Annotated in this window: 15 protein-coding genes; 6 read left to right on the top strand and 9 right to left on the bottom strand. The window is 69.3% G+C overall.

The annotated features are described in order from the left end of the window. Nucleotides 1-78: 78 nt before the first annotated feature. Nucleotides 79-1,200: a dienelactone hydrolase family protein gene (locus AC3WOE_RS08650; RefSeq protein ID WP_492689732.1), complete on the bottom strand. Its 1,122-nt coding sequence runs from the start codon at nucleotides 1,198-1,200 to the stop codon at nucleotides 79-81. 71 nt (nucleotides 1,201-1,271) lie between these two features. Between AC3WOE_RS08650 and AC3WOE_RS08645 the strand changes: the two genes are divergently transcribed. After that, on the top strand, nucleotides 1,272-2,036 hold the full coding sequence (locus tag AC3WOE_RS08645; RefSeq protein ID WP_492689730.1) for a substrate-binding periplasmic protein: 765 nt from the start codon (nucleotides 1,272-1,274) through the stop codon (nucleotides 2,034-2,036). On the opposite strand, the gene AC3WOE_RS08640 is transcribed toward AC3WOE_RS08645, so the two are convergent. The 6 genes from AC3WOE_RS08640 to AC3WOE_RS08615 form a co-directional block, all read right to left on the bottom strand. Next, nucleotides 2,033-3,328 carry a TRAP transporter large permease gene (locus tag AC3WOE_RS08640; RefSeq protein WP_492689729.1) on the bottom strand — a complete coding sequence of 432 codons (1,296 nt, stop codon included), beginning with the start codon at nucleotides 3,326-3,328 and terminating at the stop codon, nucleotides 2,033-2,035. The two genes, AC3WOE_RS08645 and AC3WOE_RS08640, sit on opposite strands and share 4 nt — an antisense overlap. 10 nt (nucleotides 3,329-3,338) lie before the next feature. Beyond that, entirely contained in the window at nucleotides 3,339-3,833 is a 495-nt protein-coding gene (locus tag AC3WOE_RS08635) for a TRAP transporter small permease (RefSeq protein WP_492689727.1), read from the bottom strand. After that, nucleotides 3,830-4,792 carry a TRAP transporter substrate-binding protein gene (locus AC3WOE_RS08630; protein ID WP_492689726.1) on the bottom strand — a complete coding sequence of 321 codons (963 nt, stop codon included), beginning with the start codon at nucleotides 4,790-4,792 and terminating at the stop codon, nucleotides 3,830-3,832. The genes AC3WOE_RS08635 and AC3WOE_RS08630 overlap by 4 nt, the downstream gene beginning before the upstream one ends. Next, nucleotides 4,789-6,111 carry a pectate lyase family protein gene (locus tag AC3WOE_RS08625; protein ID WP_492689725.1) on the bottom strand — a complete coding sequence of 441 codons (1,323 nt, stop codon included), beginning with the start codon at nucleotides 6,109-6,111 and terminating at the stop codon, nucleotides 4,789-4,791. Before AC3WOE_RS08625 ends, AC3WOE_RS08630 begins: the two co-directional genes overlap by 4 nt. Further along, nucleotides 6,111-7,067: a sugar kinase gene (locus AC3WOE_RS08620; protein ID WP_492689723.1), complete on the bottom strand. Its 957-nt coding sequence runs from the start codon at nucleotides 7,065-7,067 to the stop codon at nucleotides 6,111-6,113. Before AC3WOE_RS08620 ends, AC3WOE_RS08625 begins: the two co-directional genes overlap by 1 nt. A gap of 151 nt (nucleotides 7,068-7,218) precedes the next feature. Then, on the bottom strand, nucleotides 7,219-7,857 hold the full coding sequence (locus tag AC3WOE_RS08615) for a TetR/AcrR family transcriptional regulator (protein WP_492689722.1): 639 nt from the start codon (nucleotides 7,855-7,857) through the stop codon (nucleotides 7,219-7,221). A gap of 50 nt (nucleotides 7,858-7,907) precedes the next feature. Here AC3WOE_RS08615 and AC3WOE_RS08610 point away from each other — a divergent pair, with 50 nt between their 5' ends. The 5 genes from AC3WOE_RS08610 to AC3WOE_RS08590 all read left to right on the top strand — a co-directional run bounded on the left by AC3WOE_RS08610 (nucleotide 7,908) and on the right by AC3WOE_RS08590 (nucleotide 13,767). Then, nucleotides 7,908-9,185 (top strand): MFS transporter, encoded by a 1,278-nt coding sequence (locus AC3WOE_RS08610; RefSeq protein WP_492689721.1) that lies wholly within the window; start codon nucleotides 7,908-7,910, stop codon nucleotides 9,183-9,185. After that, complete coding sequence (locus AC3WOE_RS08605; protein WP_492689719.1) at nucleotides 9,182-10,243, top strand: dipeptidase; 1,062 nt, start codon at nucleotides 9,182-9,184, stop codon at nucleotides 10,241-10,243. The genes AC3WOE_RS08610 and AC3WOE_RS08605 overlap by 4 nt, the downstream gene beginning before the upstream one ends. Further along, nucleotides 10,240-12,201, top strand: coding sequence for an amidohydrolase family protein (locus AC3WOE_RS08600; RefSeq protein WP_492689717.1), 1,962 nt, complete (start codon nucleotides 10,240-10,242; stop codon nucleotides 12,199-12,201). The genes AC3WOE_RS08605 and AC3WOE_RS08600 overlap by 4 nt, the downstream gene beginning before the upstream one ends. After that, complete coding sequence (locus AC3WOE_RS08595) at nucleotides 12,198-12,587, top strand: RidA family protein (RefSeq protein ID WP_492689716.1); 390 nt, start codon at nucleotides 12,198-12,200, stop codon at nucleotides 12,585-12,587. Before AC3WOE_RS08600 ends, AC3WOE_RS08595 begins: the two co-directional genes overlap by 4 nt. A gap of 91 nt (nucleotides 12,588-12,678) precedes the next feature. Further along, a complete protein-coding gene (locus AC3WOE_RS08590; protein WP_492689715.1) occupies nucleotides 12,679-13,767 on the top strand; it encodes a zinc metalloprotease in 1,089 nt (362 codons plus the stop codon). Here the strand turns inward: AC3WOE_RS08590 and AC3WOE_RS08585 are convergent. Then, on the bottom strand, nucleotides 13,760-14,290 hold the full coding sequence (locus AC3WOE_RS08585) for a hypothetical protein (protein WP_492689713.1): 531 nt from the start codon (nucleotides 14,288-14,290) through the stop codon (nucleotides 13,760-13,762). The two genes, AC3WOE_RS08590 and AC3WOE_RS08585, sit on opposite strands and share 8 nt — an antisense overlap. Continuing rightward, nucleotides 14,281-14,526, bottom strand: coding sequence for a hypothetical protein (locus tag AC3WOE_RS08580; protein ID WP_492689711.1), 246 nt, complete (start codon nucleotides 14,524-14,526; stop codon nucleotides 14,281-14,283). Before AC3WOE_RS08580 ends, AC3WOE_RS08585 begins: the two co-directional genes overlap by 10 nt. Nucleotides 14,527-14,550 lie beyond the last annotated feature (24 nt).

Below are 14,550 nucleotides of genomic sequence, written 5' to 3'. Positions count from 1 at the left end.
TCCGCATCACGGCATTGACCTCAAGCCGCCCATGTCACGTCTCTCGCTATCTCGAAAGAACGTGTTGACTCTTCACATCTAGTCCTGCATGTCGGGGGACGCGAAAGGGAACTTTCGCGCACCGGCCAGCCACGTCGCAGCCGCCTGCTGCTGCCCAACGTCGAACAGATGGCCGCCGGCGGTCACGCGGGTTTGCAAACCATCGGCGCGCCCCCAGGCCAGCTCCAACCGTCGCCACGCCTGCTGCACCGCATCCCAGGGAAACAGCTTGTCCTGCGGCGACCCGAACAGCAGCAGCGGCCGTGGCGCGATCAGTGCCGCCACGTCCGGGTGGTCCAGCTCCGCGGCCAGTCCCGGGTGGGCCATGCTGAAGGCGGACTGCCCCACCAGCGTGTGCTCGCCCGGTCGCAGCAGGCCGTCGCGCGTGCACATCCAGTGCGCGGCCACGCAGGCCGACACCTCGTCGCAGACGGCCGCGAGCTGCCAGGCGCGAAAGGCGCCCATGGAAAAGCCGAGCACCGCCACGCGGCTGGGATCGACTTCGGGCCGTTCGCGCAGCCAACGGTGGGATCTGAGGTCGTCGCTGGCAATGACCCCGGCCCAGCTGTGGCCGAGCTGCAGCAGGTGGTTGGCCAGGGCCTGCTGGTCGTCCCTGGCAAAGCCCGGCCGGCTGCGCTCGCCCCAACCCAGGGCATCGATGGCCAGCACGGCGAAACCGGCCTCCACCAGCGTGTCGCCGACGAACCGGCCGCCGAAATAGCGCTGTGCCCAGGCCTCGGCCGCCGGGTTGGGGGCCAGCGGCCGGATCAGCTTTTCCTTGCCGATGTCGAAGCGCGCGCCGTGGTCGTGCAGCAGCAAGACAGCGGGATGAGGCCCGGTGCCCTTGGGCTGCAGATACAGGGCCGGCACGCGGTCGCCAAGGGCGCCGCGCAGCGTCAGCGACAGCACCACATGGTTGCCGCGATCGGCTTCGGCGACCCTTTCGGTGGCCAGGCTGCTGCCGTCGTCGCCGGGCAGCAGGATGAGTCGGCGCGCCATGGCCAGGGCCTCGTGGCGCCATGCGGTGTCGGGCCGCCAGGCCAGGCGGGGGCGCCAGGACCGCTGCAGCCGAGCCAGGGTGTCGTCCAGGCTGGCGGCTTGGCCGAGCCAGGGCCACAGGGCCAGGCCGGCGAGGAGGCGGCGACTGACGGCGGCTCTCATGGTCTGACTGGAGTTCCGCGGCGTCGGGGCTGTGCCAGAGTCGGAAGGCGCCATTGCCCGGCGCAAGAACCATGTTGCGCCGCCGTCATGCCTTTCTGCTGCCCCTGGCCCTGCCGGGTGCGATGGCCTGGGCCGAGGACAGCAGGCCGCCGCTGCGCATAGGCTGGAGCGACTACCCCCCCTTCCAGCGCTCCGGGCCCGGTGGCAGCCCGCAGGGGCTGGACGTGGAGCTGCTGGAATTGCTGGCGACCGCTGCGGGCGAGCGACTGCAGTGGCTGCGCCGACCCTGGGCGCGGCAGATGGCGGACGCGGCCCAGGGCGAACTGGATCTCATTCCCTCGGCCACGCCGACGCCGGAGCGCCTGGGCTTTGCCGAGTTCACCCAGGCCTATCGCAATGAACGCGTGGCCCTGTTCGGCCTGGCGGGAACGGCGCCGCTGCACCGACTGGCCGAGCTGAAGGGGCGGGCGGTCAGGATCGGCTTCATCCGTGGCGTGGCCTTCCCGGTGGCGGTGCGGCGCGAACTCGAAGACCCCGAGCTGCAGCGCCTGCTGCAACCGCTCTATGCCAACGACCTGACGCTGTCGGCCCTGCGCGGACGCCGCGTGGACTACGTCATCGACGACCCGGCGACGCTGCTCTACCGCGCCGTTCGCGAGCCGGGCGAGGCGCCGGAGATGGTGCTGGAACTGGCCGTGGCGCCGGTGCATCTGCTGGTATCGCGGCATGCCCTCGAGCAGCGGCCCGACCTGCTGACCCGGCTCAACCAGGGCCTGCAGCGGGCGCGCCAGCAGCCCGAATGGGCGCAGGCCCTGGCTCGCTACCCGGGCCTTTAGGACCCCATCCATGTCGGCAACGCCATCGACAGCGCCGGGATGTAGGTGGCCGCCAGCAGCGTGACCAGCAGGGCGCCGTAGAAGGGCGCGATGGAGCGCATGACCTGGCCGACGCTGACGCCGCCGATCGCGCAACCGACGAACTGCGTGCTGCCCACCGGCGGGGTGTTCAGGCCCAGGGCGCAGTTCAGCAGCATGATGACGCCGAACTGCGTCGGGTCCATGCCGGCCTTCATGCAGATGGGCAGGAAGATGGGCGTGCAGATCAGGATGGTGGCCGCCATGTCCAGGAAGGTGCCCAGCACGAAGAGCAGCACGTTGACCCACAGGAAGATCAACCAGGGCTGGTTGCCGCTCATCTGCTCCAGCCAGTCGCCGGTCTTCTGCGGCACCTCGTACAGGGCCATGAAATAGCCGAAGGCGGCCGAGATGCCGATCAGCAGCAGCACCACGCCGGTGGTCTTGCAGGCCTTGGCGCAGGCTTCCAGAAAACCGCGCCAGCTCAGCGACCTGTAGGCGATGGCGGTGACGACGAGCGCCCAGCACACCGCCGTGGCGGCCGACTCGGTGGCCGTGAACACGCCGCTCAGGATGCCGCCCAGGATGATGACGATGACCAGCAGGCCGGGCAGGGCGGCGACGAAGGCCGAGAACACCGCCGCCCAGCCGGGGAAGGCACCATGCGTGGGATAGCCGCGCTTGCGGGCGACGGCATAGGCCGCGACGAGGTTGGACAGGGTCAGCAGCACCGCCGGGATCAGGCAGGCCAGGATGAGGTTGAAGACGCTGACCGCCGCGATGCCGGCCGTGGCCAGCACATAGATGATGAGGTTGTGCGAGGTCGGCATCAGCGCGCCGACCAGGGCCGCGTGCGTCGTCACGTTGACCGCGTAGTCGGCGTCGTAGCCCTCTCGCTTCATCAGCGGGATCATCACCGAACCCATGGCCGACACATCGGCCAGCGGCGAGCCGGCCACGCCGCCGAACAGCGTGCAGCCCAGCACATTGCTCATGCCTAAGCCGCCGCGCACATGGCCCACCAGGCGGTTGGCGAAGTTGACGATGCGCTCGGCGATGCCGCCGTGCAGCATCAGCTCGCCGGCGAAGATGAAGAAGGGAATGGCCAGGAAGGAGAAGACCTGCATGCCGCCCACCGTCTTCTGGAAGACGATGGCCATGGGCAGGTCGGCGGCCATGGCGGTGGCGATGGACGACAGCCCGATGGCGAAGGCCACCGGCACGCCCAGCAGCAGCAGCAGCACGAAGCTGCCGCACATGATCCAGAGTTCCATGCCTTCCATCTCAGACTCCCGCCTCTTCGACGGACTGGCCCTGCCATAGCGCGATCAGATGCTCGATGCAGAACAGCACGATGAGGACGCCGGAGATGATCAGCGGCAGATAGTCCATCCCCTCGGGCACGCCCAGCATGGGTTTGGGCTCGTCCCATTTCAGCGTCAGCCATTCCCATCCGGCCACGGCCATCAGCACGGCGAAGGCGATCACGCAGACATGGATCAGGGCTTCGGCCACGCGCTGCGCCGCCTTGGGCAGCAGCACGACGATGGATTCCATCCCGAGGTGGCCCGCGTCGCGCACGCCGACGGCAACGGCCAGGGCCGTGATGTAGAGCACCAGCAGCAGGGCGAAAGGTTCGGTCCAGGTCGGCGAGTCGTTCAGCAGATAGCGCCCCAGCACCTGCCATTGCACGCAGACGATGAGGACGACGAGGCCGAGCACGGCAGCGCGCAGCGACCAGCGCGACAACCCCGCGCAGAGTTGGGTGTAGGCCCTCATTTCGTGTCTTGAATCGTCTTGACCAGGGCCTGCAGCGCCGGTGTGTTGACGAATTTGGCGATGACGGGCTGCACTGCCTGGCGGAAGGCCTCGCGGTCGGGTTCGACGATCTGGCTGCCCGCGGTCCTGACGGTCGCCAGGGCCTTGGCTTCCTGCGCGTCCCAGCGTTCGCGCTCGACGGTGACCGAGGCCTTGGCGGCCTCGCGCAACTGCTTCTGCTGGTCGGGCGTCAGCTTGTCCCAGATGCGCTTGCTGATGAACAGCCCCTCGGGTGTCATCGAATGCTCGGTGCGGCTGTAGACCTTGGCGGCCTCGAAATGGCGGAAGCCCTCGTAGCTGGGGATGTTGTTCTCGGCCGCGTCGATGAGGCCGGTCTTGAGCCCCGTGTAGACCTCGCCGATGGGCATGGGCGAGGGGTTGGCGCCCAGGGCCGTCATGGCGGCCACCCAGAGGTCGGTCTGCTGCACGCGGATCTTCAGGCCCTTCATGTCGGCCAGCGTCTTGACGGGCTTGCGGGCATAGATGGAGCGGGCGCCGGAGTCGTACAGCGCCAGGCCCACCATGCCCTGATGCTCGCAGGCTTTCAGGATCTCCTCGCCGGCCGGGCCGTCGAAGGCTTTGCGCATATGGGCCGTGTCGCGGAACAGGAAGGGCAGGGAGGGCACCAGGGTCTTGGGGCACATGGCCGCCAGCGGCGCGAGGTTGACGCGCGTCATCGCGAGGGCCCCGAGTTTGACCTGGTCGATGGTCTCCTTCTCGCTGCCGAGAGCCCCCTTGTTGAAGACCTTGACGGTCAGCGCGCCGCCGCTGCTCTTGGCCAGCAGCTGGCCGAGATGCTTGACGGCGACGACCGTGGGGTAGTCGTCGCTGTTGTGCACATCGGCGGATTTCAGCTCAAGGGCCCAGGTGGCGGGGCTGAGCAGCAGGGCCGCCAGCAAGGCAAGGTGCTTCTTCTTCATTTCGAGACCTGCGTGAACAGCGAAGCCCAGCCCGCCTTGGGGCTCATGTCGGCGAGGTTCCAGTCTGCTTCGACGAAGGCCCGCTGCGTCGGCTTGCGTTGGGGCAGGCCTGCGGGGTTGTTCTGGGTCTCGTCGTCGATGAGCATGCCGCGGTCTTCGGCGATGTCGGACAGCTGCTTGAAGTCCAGCGGGTCGCGCGCCCAGGGCCGCGAGCCGACATACAGGGGCAGCAGCTTCTCCAGTTCGCGTGGCGGCAGCCAGCTCAGGCCCGGCGGCAGATAAGGCTGGCGCACCGGGATGATCTCCGCGCTGGTCGTGTAGCGGCCCGTCATCGGCAGCGGCTGTCCCTGGCGGTCGACGGCGAGGTTGTCCTGTTCGTAGAGCTGCACGTCGCCCACGCCGCCGAGCGTGAAAAGCGGCAGGTTGCGTTCGGTGCCGGGACCGGCGCGGTAGACGTTGCCGGCCAGCGTGATCTTGCCGATCTGGTAGGGCCGGCCCACCCATTCGTGGGCGACGAGGTTGTAGTGCACCGCGCGCCAGCCGGGGTTGTAGATCAGGTTGTTGACCATGGCGCCCCACACGCCGCCCTTGAACAGCGCGTTGCGCTCGCGGTTGGAGGCGTAGACATTGCCCAGCAGCAGGATCTGCGTGACGTTGTCGTGGATCAGCGAGCCCTTGCTGTGCTCGCCCTTGATGTGCACGGCCTCGCCCAGGCCCTCGTAGATGAGGTTGTGGCTGTAGGTGAGGGCGTGCGAGGTGTGGGCGCGCCAGTCGTCGGGCGTGGCGCCTTCGAAGCGGTGGCCGCTGGCCGAGAGGTTCTCGTCGGTGGCCCAGGAGAAGCTGCAGTGGTCGACGATGACGCGCTCGGCGCCGTCGGAGGTGGACAGCCCGTCGTGGTCGTTGCCGCTGCGCTTTGGCCGCCCATAGGCACCGGGGCGGATGCTGATGTGCTGCAGGATGACGTCCTTGGCGAACACCTCCAGCTCGCCCTTGACCAGGGTGATGCCCGGATCGGGCGCCGTCTGCCCGGCGATGGTGATCCTGCCCTCTCGCAGCTTCCAGCTCTTGCCGCCCAGGTCGATGACGCCACCGACCTCGAAGACGACGATGCGCGGGCCGGGTGTGTCCAGGGCCGCCTTCAGGCTGCCGGGGCCGTCGCTGGCCAGCGTCGTCACGCGGATGATCTTGCCGCCCTGGCCGCCCGTCGTCTGGGCCCAGCCGGCATGGACGTAAGTGGCGGGATGCAGGGGCGCGGTGTTGGTCTGCGCATGGCAGAGGCCCGTCGTCGTGGCAAGGGCCAGGGTCCAGAGTGCTCGCATCAGCTTCCCATCAGGTCTTGCATGGCTTCGCGCGGGATCAGCGCGCCGGGGTGTTGGATGACGCGGGCCGCCAGCCGGTTGCCGAAGGCCGCGCCCTGTTCCGGCGTGGCGCCGCGCAGCCGCTGGCTGAGATAACCGGCGGCGAAGGAGTCGCCGGCAGCCGTCGTGTCGACGACGCGCGGCACGGCCTCGGTGGCCACGTCCTGCCAGGCCTGGTTGAGGCCGACGCGGGTCGACAGCGCGCCGCGCTTGATGGCGATCTCGGTCACCGGCAAGCCCTGGGCCGAAGCGACGGCGGCATCGAGGTCGACCAGACCGTGCAGTGCCTGGTGGTCATCGGCGGTGATGAGGGCGACGCTGGCCGCGGCGAAGGCGCGGCCATACCAGTAGCGCGCGTCGGCCACCGAGTCCCACAGCCGCGGGCGGTAGTTGTTGTCGAAGGCGACGAGCTTGCCGGCTGCCCGCATGCGCGTCATCAGCGCCAGCGCGCGCTCGCGGCCGGCCGGCGGCAGGATGGCCAGGCTGATGCCCGACAGATAGAGGGCGTCCAGCGCATCGGCCTGTTCTTCCAGCGCCGTGGCTGCGGTGTCGAAATAGGCCCGTGCCGCCGCCTGGCCGCGCCAGTAATGGAAGCGCCGCTCGCCGCCCGCGTCCAGCTCGATCAGGTAGAGGCCTGGCAAGCGGCCGGGCAGGCGCTGCACCAGGCCGGTCTGCACGCCTTCCTCTACCCAGCGCTGCAGCAGGCCCGCGCTCAGCGAGTCGTCGCCCAGGGCCGTCGCGTAGTGCACCCTGAGGCCGGCGCCGCCGCAGCGGGCCAGGTAGACGGCGGTGTTCAGCGTGTCGCCGCCAAAGTGCTGGCGCAGCTGGCCGAAGGCCTGGCCCTGCAGTTCCAGCATGCATTCGCCCAGGGCGGCGATGGACACCGGCCGCGCTGCGGAGGGAGAAAAGGTGTTCAAGATGAAAAATGAAACAACGGTTCAATAAAGATATCTGACTCGGTTCATTTTCATCACATGGTTTACCCCGGCCGCTCAACGACGTGAGCGTTCCGGGACCCCCAGCGCGGCCTGAACCGCGGCGTTGCCTGGCTGGAGCGTCAAGGCAAAACTAGGCCGCGATGCCCCGCCAGGCCGCCTCGGCCAGCAGCCCGGCATAGGCCGTCGGCTTGGCCTTGCGCCGCCCGGCCAGCCAGGCCCGGCAGTAGGACTCGGCGCCGCCCAGCACCAGGGCTGGAATCAGTTCGGCGGGCAGCTCGGTGATGAGGCCGGCGCGCACGCCCTCGGCCAGCCGGACATCGATGGGGCCGTAGCGCGCCTCCAGCCTCTCGTCCAGCTCGTCGCCGTAGGGGCCCTGGGCGACGGTCTCGCGCGCCATGAACAGGAAGGCCGCCAGTTCGGGCAGCTCGGTCACCCAGGCCGCATAGGCCGCCACCAGTTCGACCACCACGCCGTGGGCGTCGGGGGCAGCCGCGGTGCGCTCGGCGATGGTGCGGCTCTGGTCGTCGAAACCGGCGAAGAACAGGGCCGCGGCCACGCCCTCCTTGTTGCGGAAGTGGTGGTAGATGGTGCCCACGCTCTGGCCGCTGCGCTGGCGCAGGTCCTCGATGGTGGCGGCCTCGATGCCGCGGGCGTTGAAGCAGGGCAGGGCATGGGCGAGCACGGCACGCCGGCTGGCGCCACGCTCGCCCGGCGACGCGTGCTCGAGAACCTGATCCAGGCGGCTGGTGGAACCACGTGGCTTGCTCATTAGAACAACATTCTAGAATCGTCCGGCGACAACGCGAAGAGGTGGAGGCGATGCGACTGCCGAATCTGCTGGCATCCCGCAAGGGGCGCATTGCGGCGTTCTTCCTGATGTATCTGACCGAGGGCCTGCCCATCGGCTTCGCGTCGACGGCGGTCGCGACGCAACTGCGCCGCCAGGGCGCAGGCACGGTCGAGATCGGCGCCTTCCTGGGCCTGGTGCTGCTGCCCTGGGCCTTCAAATGGGCCTATGGGCCCTTCATCGACCTGATCGGCTCGCGCCGCCTGGGGCCACGTCGCGGCTGGATCCTGGGTGCCCAGCTGATGATGATGCTGACCCTGCTGGCCCTGCCGGCGCTGGAGCTGCCCGCCCAGCTCGGCCTGTTCACGGCCATCCTGATCGTGCACAACCTGTTCGGCGCGGTGCAGGACGTGGCCGTCGATGCGATGGCCGTCACGACCCTGCACGCGGACGAGCGGGCCTTCGCCAGCGGCATGATGTTCGGCGGCCAGTCCCTCGGTGTGCTGATGGGCGGCGGCGGGGCCCTGCTGCTGTCGGGGCGCATTGGCTTCGGGCCGAGCATCGTTGCGCTGGCCTTGGTGGTGCTGGCGGTCGTGCTGTTCGTCGTGCTGCCGATGCGCGAGGACGCGTCGGCGACACCCGAGCCCCAGCGAGCCGCGCTGTCGGCCGTCGGCCGCGAGGTGCTGGGCTTTCTGCGCACCGCCGTGGGGGCGCTGCTCGGCTCGCGTCAGGCGTTGGCGAGCCTGGCCTTCGGCATCCTGCCCATCGCCGCCATGGCCCTGTCGCTGGCTTTGCAGGCCAATCTGGCCGTCGACCTCGGCTTCGGCAACGACGAGATCGGCTGGCTGGCGGCGGCCTCGCAGGCGACCACCGCCGTGACCTGCATCCTTGGCGGCTGGCTGTCCGACCGCATCGACCGCCGCAAGGCGCTGGCCGTCTATGTGCTGCTGCTGAGCCTGCCGGGCCTGTACCTGATGACGGAGCTGCGGCGCCATGGCTGGGCGCCGGGCCACGCGGCGCCGGTGGAACTGGTCAGGAGTTTCTGGATCGCCGCCGTCGCCTACCACCTGCTGTTCGGCTTCATCTACGGCGCGCGCTGCGCCATCTTCATCGACCTCACCCAGCCTGCCGTCGCCGCCACCCAGTTTGCGGCCTATATGGCGCTGACCAATCTGTCCATCTCCTACAGCGCCGTCTGGCAAGGCTATGCCGCCCATCATTGGGGCTATGCCACGACGCTGGGCGTGGATTCCCTCGTCGGCCTGGCCGGCCTTCTTCTGCTGCCGCTGTTGCGACCCAAGTCCAAATGAACCTCGTCATCAATGCCCTGGGCGTCCTCGACAACCCCAACATCGCCATCGAACCCAGCGGCGGCGACCGCAGCGCCATGGCCTACACCAGCACGGGCCAGAACGTCGACAGCCGCTCGCTGGCCGATGCCCGCGCGGCCGGGCTCAACGCCGTCAACATCACCCTGGGCCATGTAGCCGGCAGCGCCGAGCCCTTCGAGGCCACGGTGGCCGACATCGCCGGCTGGGACGCGTTCATCCGTGCCCGCCCGACGCTGCTGCGCAAGGTACACGAGGCGGCCGACATCGACGCGGCCCGCCAGGCCGGCCAGATCGGTGTCATCTACGGCTTCCAGAACACCGAGATGCTGGGCGGCAAGGCCGATCGCGTCGCGCTGTTCTCCGACCTGGGCGTGCGCATCATTCAGCTGACCTACAACGGCCGCAACGCCGTCGGCTGCGGCGCGACGGTGCCCGACGACACCGGCCTGACGGACTTTGGCGCCGAGGTCGTCGAGCGGCTGCAGGCTTCAGCACTGCTGGTCGACCTCAGCCACAGCAGCGAGAAGACCTGCCTGGACACGCTGCGCCTGGCACGCCGGCCGCTGGCCATCACCCACACCGGTTGCCGCGCCGTGGCCGACCACCCGCGCAACAAGGGCGATGCCGAGCTGCGCCTCCTGGCCGACCAGGGCGGCGTCGTCGGCCTCTACTTCATGCCCTATCTGCGTCTGTCCGGCCAGCCCCTGGCCGCCGACCTCATCGCCCACCTGGAACACGCCCTCGACGTCTGCGGCGAAGACCATGTGGGCCTGGGCACCGACGGCGGCACGACGGCCATCGACGACATGGCCGCCTACCGTGCCATGCTGGCCGCCGAGACCGAACTCAGGCGCAGCATGGGCATAGGCGCGCCGGGCGAGACGCCCGACGTCAGCCTCTTCCTGCCCGATCTTTGCGGGCCGACGCAGTTCGCTGGACTGGCCGACCAACTGGCCGCGCGCGGCCACCCGGCTTCGCGTATTGACAAGATACTCGGGGGCAATTTCCGCCGCTTGATGGGGGAGGCCTGGCAATGAAGCATCTCGTTCTGATGCTGGCCCTGGCGGTGGGCATCGCGCAGGCCCGCGACGACCAGGTCCAGATCCACGGCAACGCCGCCGGCACGCAGACGCTGTCGACGCCCGAGCCCGGCGTGACGGCGGCCGACTACCGCTTCAACGACCGCGGCCGCGGCGACGTCGTCCAGGCGCGCTGGCGGCTCGATGCGCGCGGCCTGCCCGTCAGCTACGAGGCCCAGGGCAACGACTACTGGAAGGCCGAGTTCAGCGAGAGCTTCAGTCGCGATGCTTCCGGCCTGGCGCGCTGGAAGAACCGCATCGAGAGCGGCGAGACCCGCGCAACCGGCTTCTACCTGCCGGCCAACCCGCCGCCGGAGTTCATGGGCGTGCTGGCCCGCGCGCTGCTGAAGGCGCCGGGACGGCGGCTCGCGTTGCTGCCCGCCGGCGAGGCCTGGCTGGACAGCGGGGCCGACGTCGACGCGGCCGGCCGCAAGCTGACGCTGTACCGCATCAGCGGCATCGAGTTCACGCCGGTGCCTGTCTGGCTGGATGACCGCAGCGAGACGGCCGGCGTCATCGACGACTGGTTCGAGGTGCTGGAGGCGCCGCTGCTGCCGGCTTTGGCTGAATTGCAGCGCGCCCAGCAGGCCGCCGACCAGGCCTGGCACGCCAGGCTGGCGCAGCAGCACACCCACCGACCCAAGGGCGCGCTGCTGATCCGCAACGCCCGGCTGTTCGATCCCGTCTCGCTGGCCACGCGCCCGGGCACCAGCGTGCTGATCCGCGGCGAGCGCATCGTGCGGGTCGCGCCGGACGCCGATGTCGACGCGCCGGCCGATGCCGAGGTGATGGACGCCGCCGGGCGCTTCCTGATGCCGGGCCTGTGGGATGTGCACCAGCATTTCGCCGACGTGTACGGCGTTTTCGACCTGATCGCCGGCGTGACCAGTGCGCGCGACATGGCCAACGACAACCTGCCCATGCTGGCCCGCGTGAAGCGCTTCGACGCCGGCAGCGAACTGGGCCCGCGCGTGACGCTGGCCGGCATCATCGAAGGCATAGGTCCTCTGGCCGGCCCGACCGACGTGAAGGTCGACACGGCCGAGAAGGCTCGCGCGGCGGTGGACTGGTATGCCGACCGCGGCTATGCCCAGGTCAAGATCTATTCCTCCTTCAGCCCGGCCCTGGTGGCCACCGTGGCCGACCGGGCCCACGAGCGCGGCCTGCGCGTCAGCGGCCATGTGCCGGCCTTCACCTATGCACGCGCCTTCGTCGAGGCCGGGGCCGACGAGATCCAGCACCTCAACTTCATCCTGCTGAATTTCTTCCCCGACGTGAAGGACACGCGCACGCGCGACCGCTACACCGTGCTGGCCGACCGGCTGGCGCAATTCGACTTCAGCGATGGGCGCTTCGCAGACTTTGTCACCTTCCTGCGTGAACACCAGACGGTACTGGACCCGACCCTGGTGGTGATGGAAGGCCTGTTCTCCGGCGAGCCCGCTCGCGCCGCGCCGGCGTTGCGGCCGGTGGTGCAGCGCTTGCCCGTCGTGGTGAAGCGCCGCCTGTTGTCAGGCGCCGTCGCCGTGCCTACGGGCAAGGAGGCCGTCTATGCCCAGGCCTTGCCCGGCCTGATGCGCATGCTCAAGCGCCTGCACGAGGGCGGCGTGACGATCATGCCGGGCAGCGATGGTTTCTCCGGCTACAGCCTGCACCGCGAGCTGGAGCTGTATGCCCAGGCCGGCATTCCCAAGGCCGAGGTGCTGCGCATGGCCACCCTCACGCCGGCCCGCGTGCTCGGCGTCGAGAAGGACCGCGGCAACATCGCGCCGGGCAAGCTGGCCGACATGATCCTGGTCGACGGTGACCCGCTGAAGGACATGAGCGACATCCGCCGCGTCTGGCGCACCCTCAAGGGCGGCCAGGTCTATGACCCCGCCGCCCTGGAGCAAGCGCTGGGAATGACAGCGCGATGAAGATCGAACGATTCAACAGCGGCCAGGTCGTGCCGCCCACCGTGCCCTTTCCCGAAGGCGTGCGCTTCGGCCACGTGCTCTACCTGTCCGGCCAGCTCGGCAATGTGCCGGGCCAGCTCAAGCTCGTCGAAGGCGGCCTGCGCGCCGAGGCCCGCCAGACGCTCGAGAACATCCGCACCGTGCTGCGCGGCCAGGGCCTGGACCTCCAGCACCTGGTGCGCTGCACCGTGATGCTGGCCGACATGGCCGACTGGCCGGCCTTCAACGAGGTCTATCGCGAGTTCTTCGGCGCCACGCCGCTGCCGGCGCGCAGCGCCCTCGGTTGCAATGGCCTGGCCCTGGGCGCTCGCGTCGAGATCGAGTGCATTGCTGCGGTCGAGGGGTGACGAGCTAGGGACTCGTCCTCAAGTTTGGTGTTGGAAGACGGCGCCGTCAGGTCCATGCTGGCGTGATCGTCACGCCACCTGGAGGCCTCCCATGGCAAGCACCTCGAAGAAGCAGAAGCAGCCCGCCGCCCGCCCTGGCCCCAAGCCGCTGTGCAGCACGCCGCCGCGCATCAAGCCCAGCCTGCCGGCCGTCGTCGCCAACGACCCGCGCCGCGCCCGTGCCATATTGAACACCCAGGGCAAGTGGCTGAACGGCACGGTGCTGCACTATTGCTTCTTCAAGGCCGGCCATTTCGCCGTGGCCAAGAAGCAGGCCGACGCCATCCGTGCCGCCTTCGCCGAATGGAAGGCCGTGGGCATCGGCCTGGTGTTCCAGGAGGTCACGCAGATGAGCGAGGCCGAGGTGCGCATCGGCTATTCCGAGCCCGACGGCAGCTCGGCCTCCGCCGTGGGCCGCGATGTGCTGCATGTGCCCACAACCGAGCCCACCACCGTCTATGGCTGGGACCTGACGACGCCCTATGGCCGCGGCACGGCCCTGCACGAGCTGGGCCATGTGCTGGGCATGGAGCACGAGCACCAGAATCCCTTCGCCGGCATCAAATGGCATGAGGAGGCCGTCTACACCTCGCTGGGCAAGCCGCCCAACAGCTGGACGCGCGAGACCACCTTCCACAACATCCTCGAGAAGCTCGACCCCAGCCAGGTGCAGGGTTCGAGCTGGGACCCCGACTCCATCATGGAGTACGAGTTCGAGCCCGGCCTCATCGACGAGCCCGAGCAGTACGACGTCGACGGCCTCACGCCGCCCGGCAAGCTGTCCAAGGCCGACAAGGATTGGGTGTTGAAGTGGTACCCGGCCCTGGCGGCGCAGCCGCCGGTGCTGGAGGCGCGCAAGGCGGTGTCGGTCGCCCTGGCCGCCGGCCAGCAGATGGACTACCTCTTCAAGCCGACCGAATCGCGCAAGTACACGGTCGCGACGACGGGCGCCACCGACACCCTGCTGGGCCTGTTCGAGGAGGTCGACGGCGTGGCCCGCCACCTGGCGGCCGACGACGACAGCGGCGAGGACCGCAACGCCAGCATCACCTACAAGCTGTTTGCCGGTCGGCGCTACCACGTGCGCCTGCGCCTCTACAACCCGGGGCAGACGGGCATCACGTCGCTGATGGTCAGCTGAGGCCCTCGCGCACCGCCGCTGCCTCGAACTGCTGCGTCAGCTGCTCCAGTTCGCCGCTGTCGCGCATGCGGCGGATGACGTCGGCCAGGCGCGGCGCGACGTCCTTGTGGCGCATGCTCAGGTAGTGGTGCAGCTCGAAGCGGGCGAGGTCGGGCGAAGCGTCCAGCTCCTTGATGCCCGTGCCGATGGCGGCCATGGCGGCCTGGGCTGCCAGCGTCGTGCACAGGGCGAGATCCAGCCGGCCCGCCAGCAGCATGCGGAAGAGCTGTTGCGGGTTCTGCGTCAGCGTCAGCGCCGGGTGGTTCTCGGTCAGGTCCTGCACATAGGCCATGCCGCGTATCGAGCCGAGCGAATAGTGTTTGCGGTCGTCGCGCGACTGCACACTGGCGCTGCGCGAGGGCAGGGAATAGGCGCGCACGCTGATGCGGTAGAAGGCCGGGTCCAGGCGCAGCAGCTGGGGGTAGCTCTGGCCATAGCTGGCGATGCGGACCAGCTCGCCGTCGGCCTTGTCGCTCAGGGCCACCAGGCTGGCGCGCGAGGCTGGCAGCCGTCGACCTGCAGGTTGAGGCCGGCGCGGCGGTAGATCTCGGCCAGCAGCCTGGCGGCCACGCCACTGCCGCCGCTGCGGCTGACGGCGGTGACGACGAGGGTATCCAGCGCCAGCGCGTCACGTGAAGCGGCCAGGCCAAGCAAGGCAGCGGCCGCCAGCAGGCGTCGCCGGGTGACGCAGTCGTGAACATCTGTACGAGCCGAAGCCATGCCTCACCTGGGTGGCGCGATTGC

The organism is Roseateles sp. FW305-36, assembly GCF_058787015.1.
The sequence above is the reverse complement of the archived record's forward strand: the minus strand, read 5'-3'. Positions and strand labels throughout refer to the sequence as shown.

What these genes read in the sequence shown, in the direction of transcription:
- AC3WOE_RS08600 (WP_492689717.1), top strand. Translation starts at nt 10,240, where the DNA reads ATGAAGCATCTCGTTCTGATGCTGGCCCTGGCGGTGGGCATCGCGCAG.
- AC3WOE_RS08610 (WP_492689721.1), top strand. Translation starts at nt 7,908, where the DNA reads ATGCGACTGCCGAATCTGCTGGCATCCCGCAAGGGGCGCATTGCGGCG.
- AC3WOE_RS08650 (WP_492689732.1), bottom strand. Translation starts at nt 1,200, where the DNA reads ATGAGAGCCGCCGTCAGTCGCCGCCTCCTCGCCGGCCTGGCCCTGTGG.
- AC3WOE_RS08615 (WP_492689722.1), bottom strand. Translation starts at nt 7,857, where the DNA reads ATGAGCAAGCCACGTGGTTCCACCAGCCGCCTGGATCAGGTTCTCGAG.
- AC3WOE_RS08645 (WP_492689730.1), top strand. Translation starts at nt 1,272, where the DNA reads ATGTTGCGCCGCCGTCATGCCTTTCTGCTGCCCCTGGCCCTGCCGGGT.
- AC3WOE_RS08625 (WP_492689725.1), bottom strand. Translation starts at nt 6,111, where the DNA reads ATGCGAGCACTCTGGACCCTGGCCCTTGCCACGACGACGGGCCTCTGC.
- AC3WOE_RS08580 (WP_492689711.1), bottom strand. Translation starts at nt 14,526, where the DNA reads ATGGCTTCGGCTCGTACAGATGTTCACGACTGCGTCACCCGGCGACGC.
- AC3WOE_RS08630 (WP_492689726.1), bottom strand. Translation starts at nt 4,792, where the DNA reads ATGAAGAAGAAGCACCTTGCCTTGCTGGCGGCCCTGCTGCTCAGCCCC.
- AC3WOE_RS08590 (WP_492689715.1), top strand. Translation starts at nt 12,679, where the DNA reads ATGGCAAGCACCTCGAAGAAGCAGAAGCAGCCCGCCGCCCGCCCTGGC.
- AC3WOE_RS08595 (WP_492689716.1), top strand. Translation starts at nt 12,198, where the DNA reads ATGAAGATCGAACGATTCAACAGCGGCCAGGTCGTGCCGCCCACCGTG.
- AC3WOE_RS08635 (WP_492689727.1), bottom strand. Translation starts at nt 3,833, where the DNA reads ATGAGGGCCTACACCCAACTCTGCGCGGGGTTGTCGCGCTGGTCGCTG.
- AC3WOE_RS08605 (WP_492689719.1), top strand. Translation starts at nt 9,182, where the DNA reads ATGAACCTCGTCATCAATGCCCTGGGCGTCCTCGACAACCCCAACATC.
- AC3WOE_RS08640 (WP_492689729.1), bottom strand. Translation starts at nt 3,328, where the DNA reads ATGGAACTCTGGATCATGTGCGGCAGCTTCGTGCTGCTGCTGCTGCTG.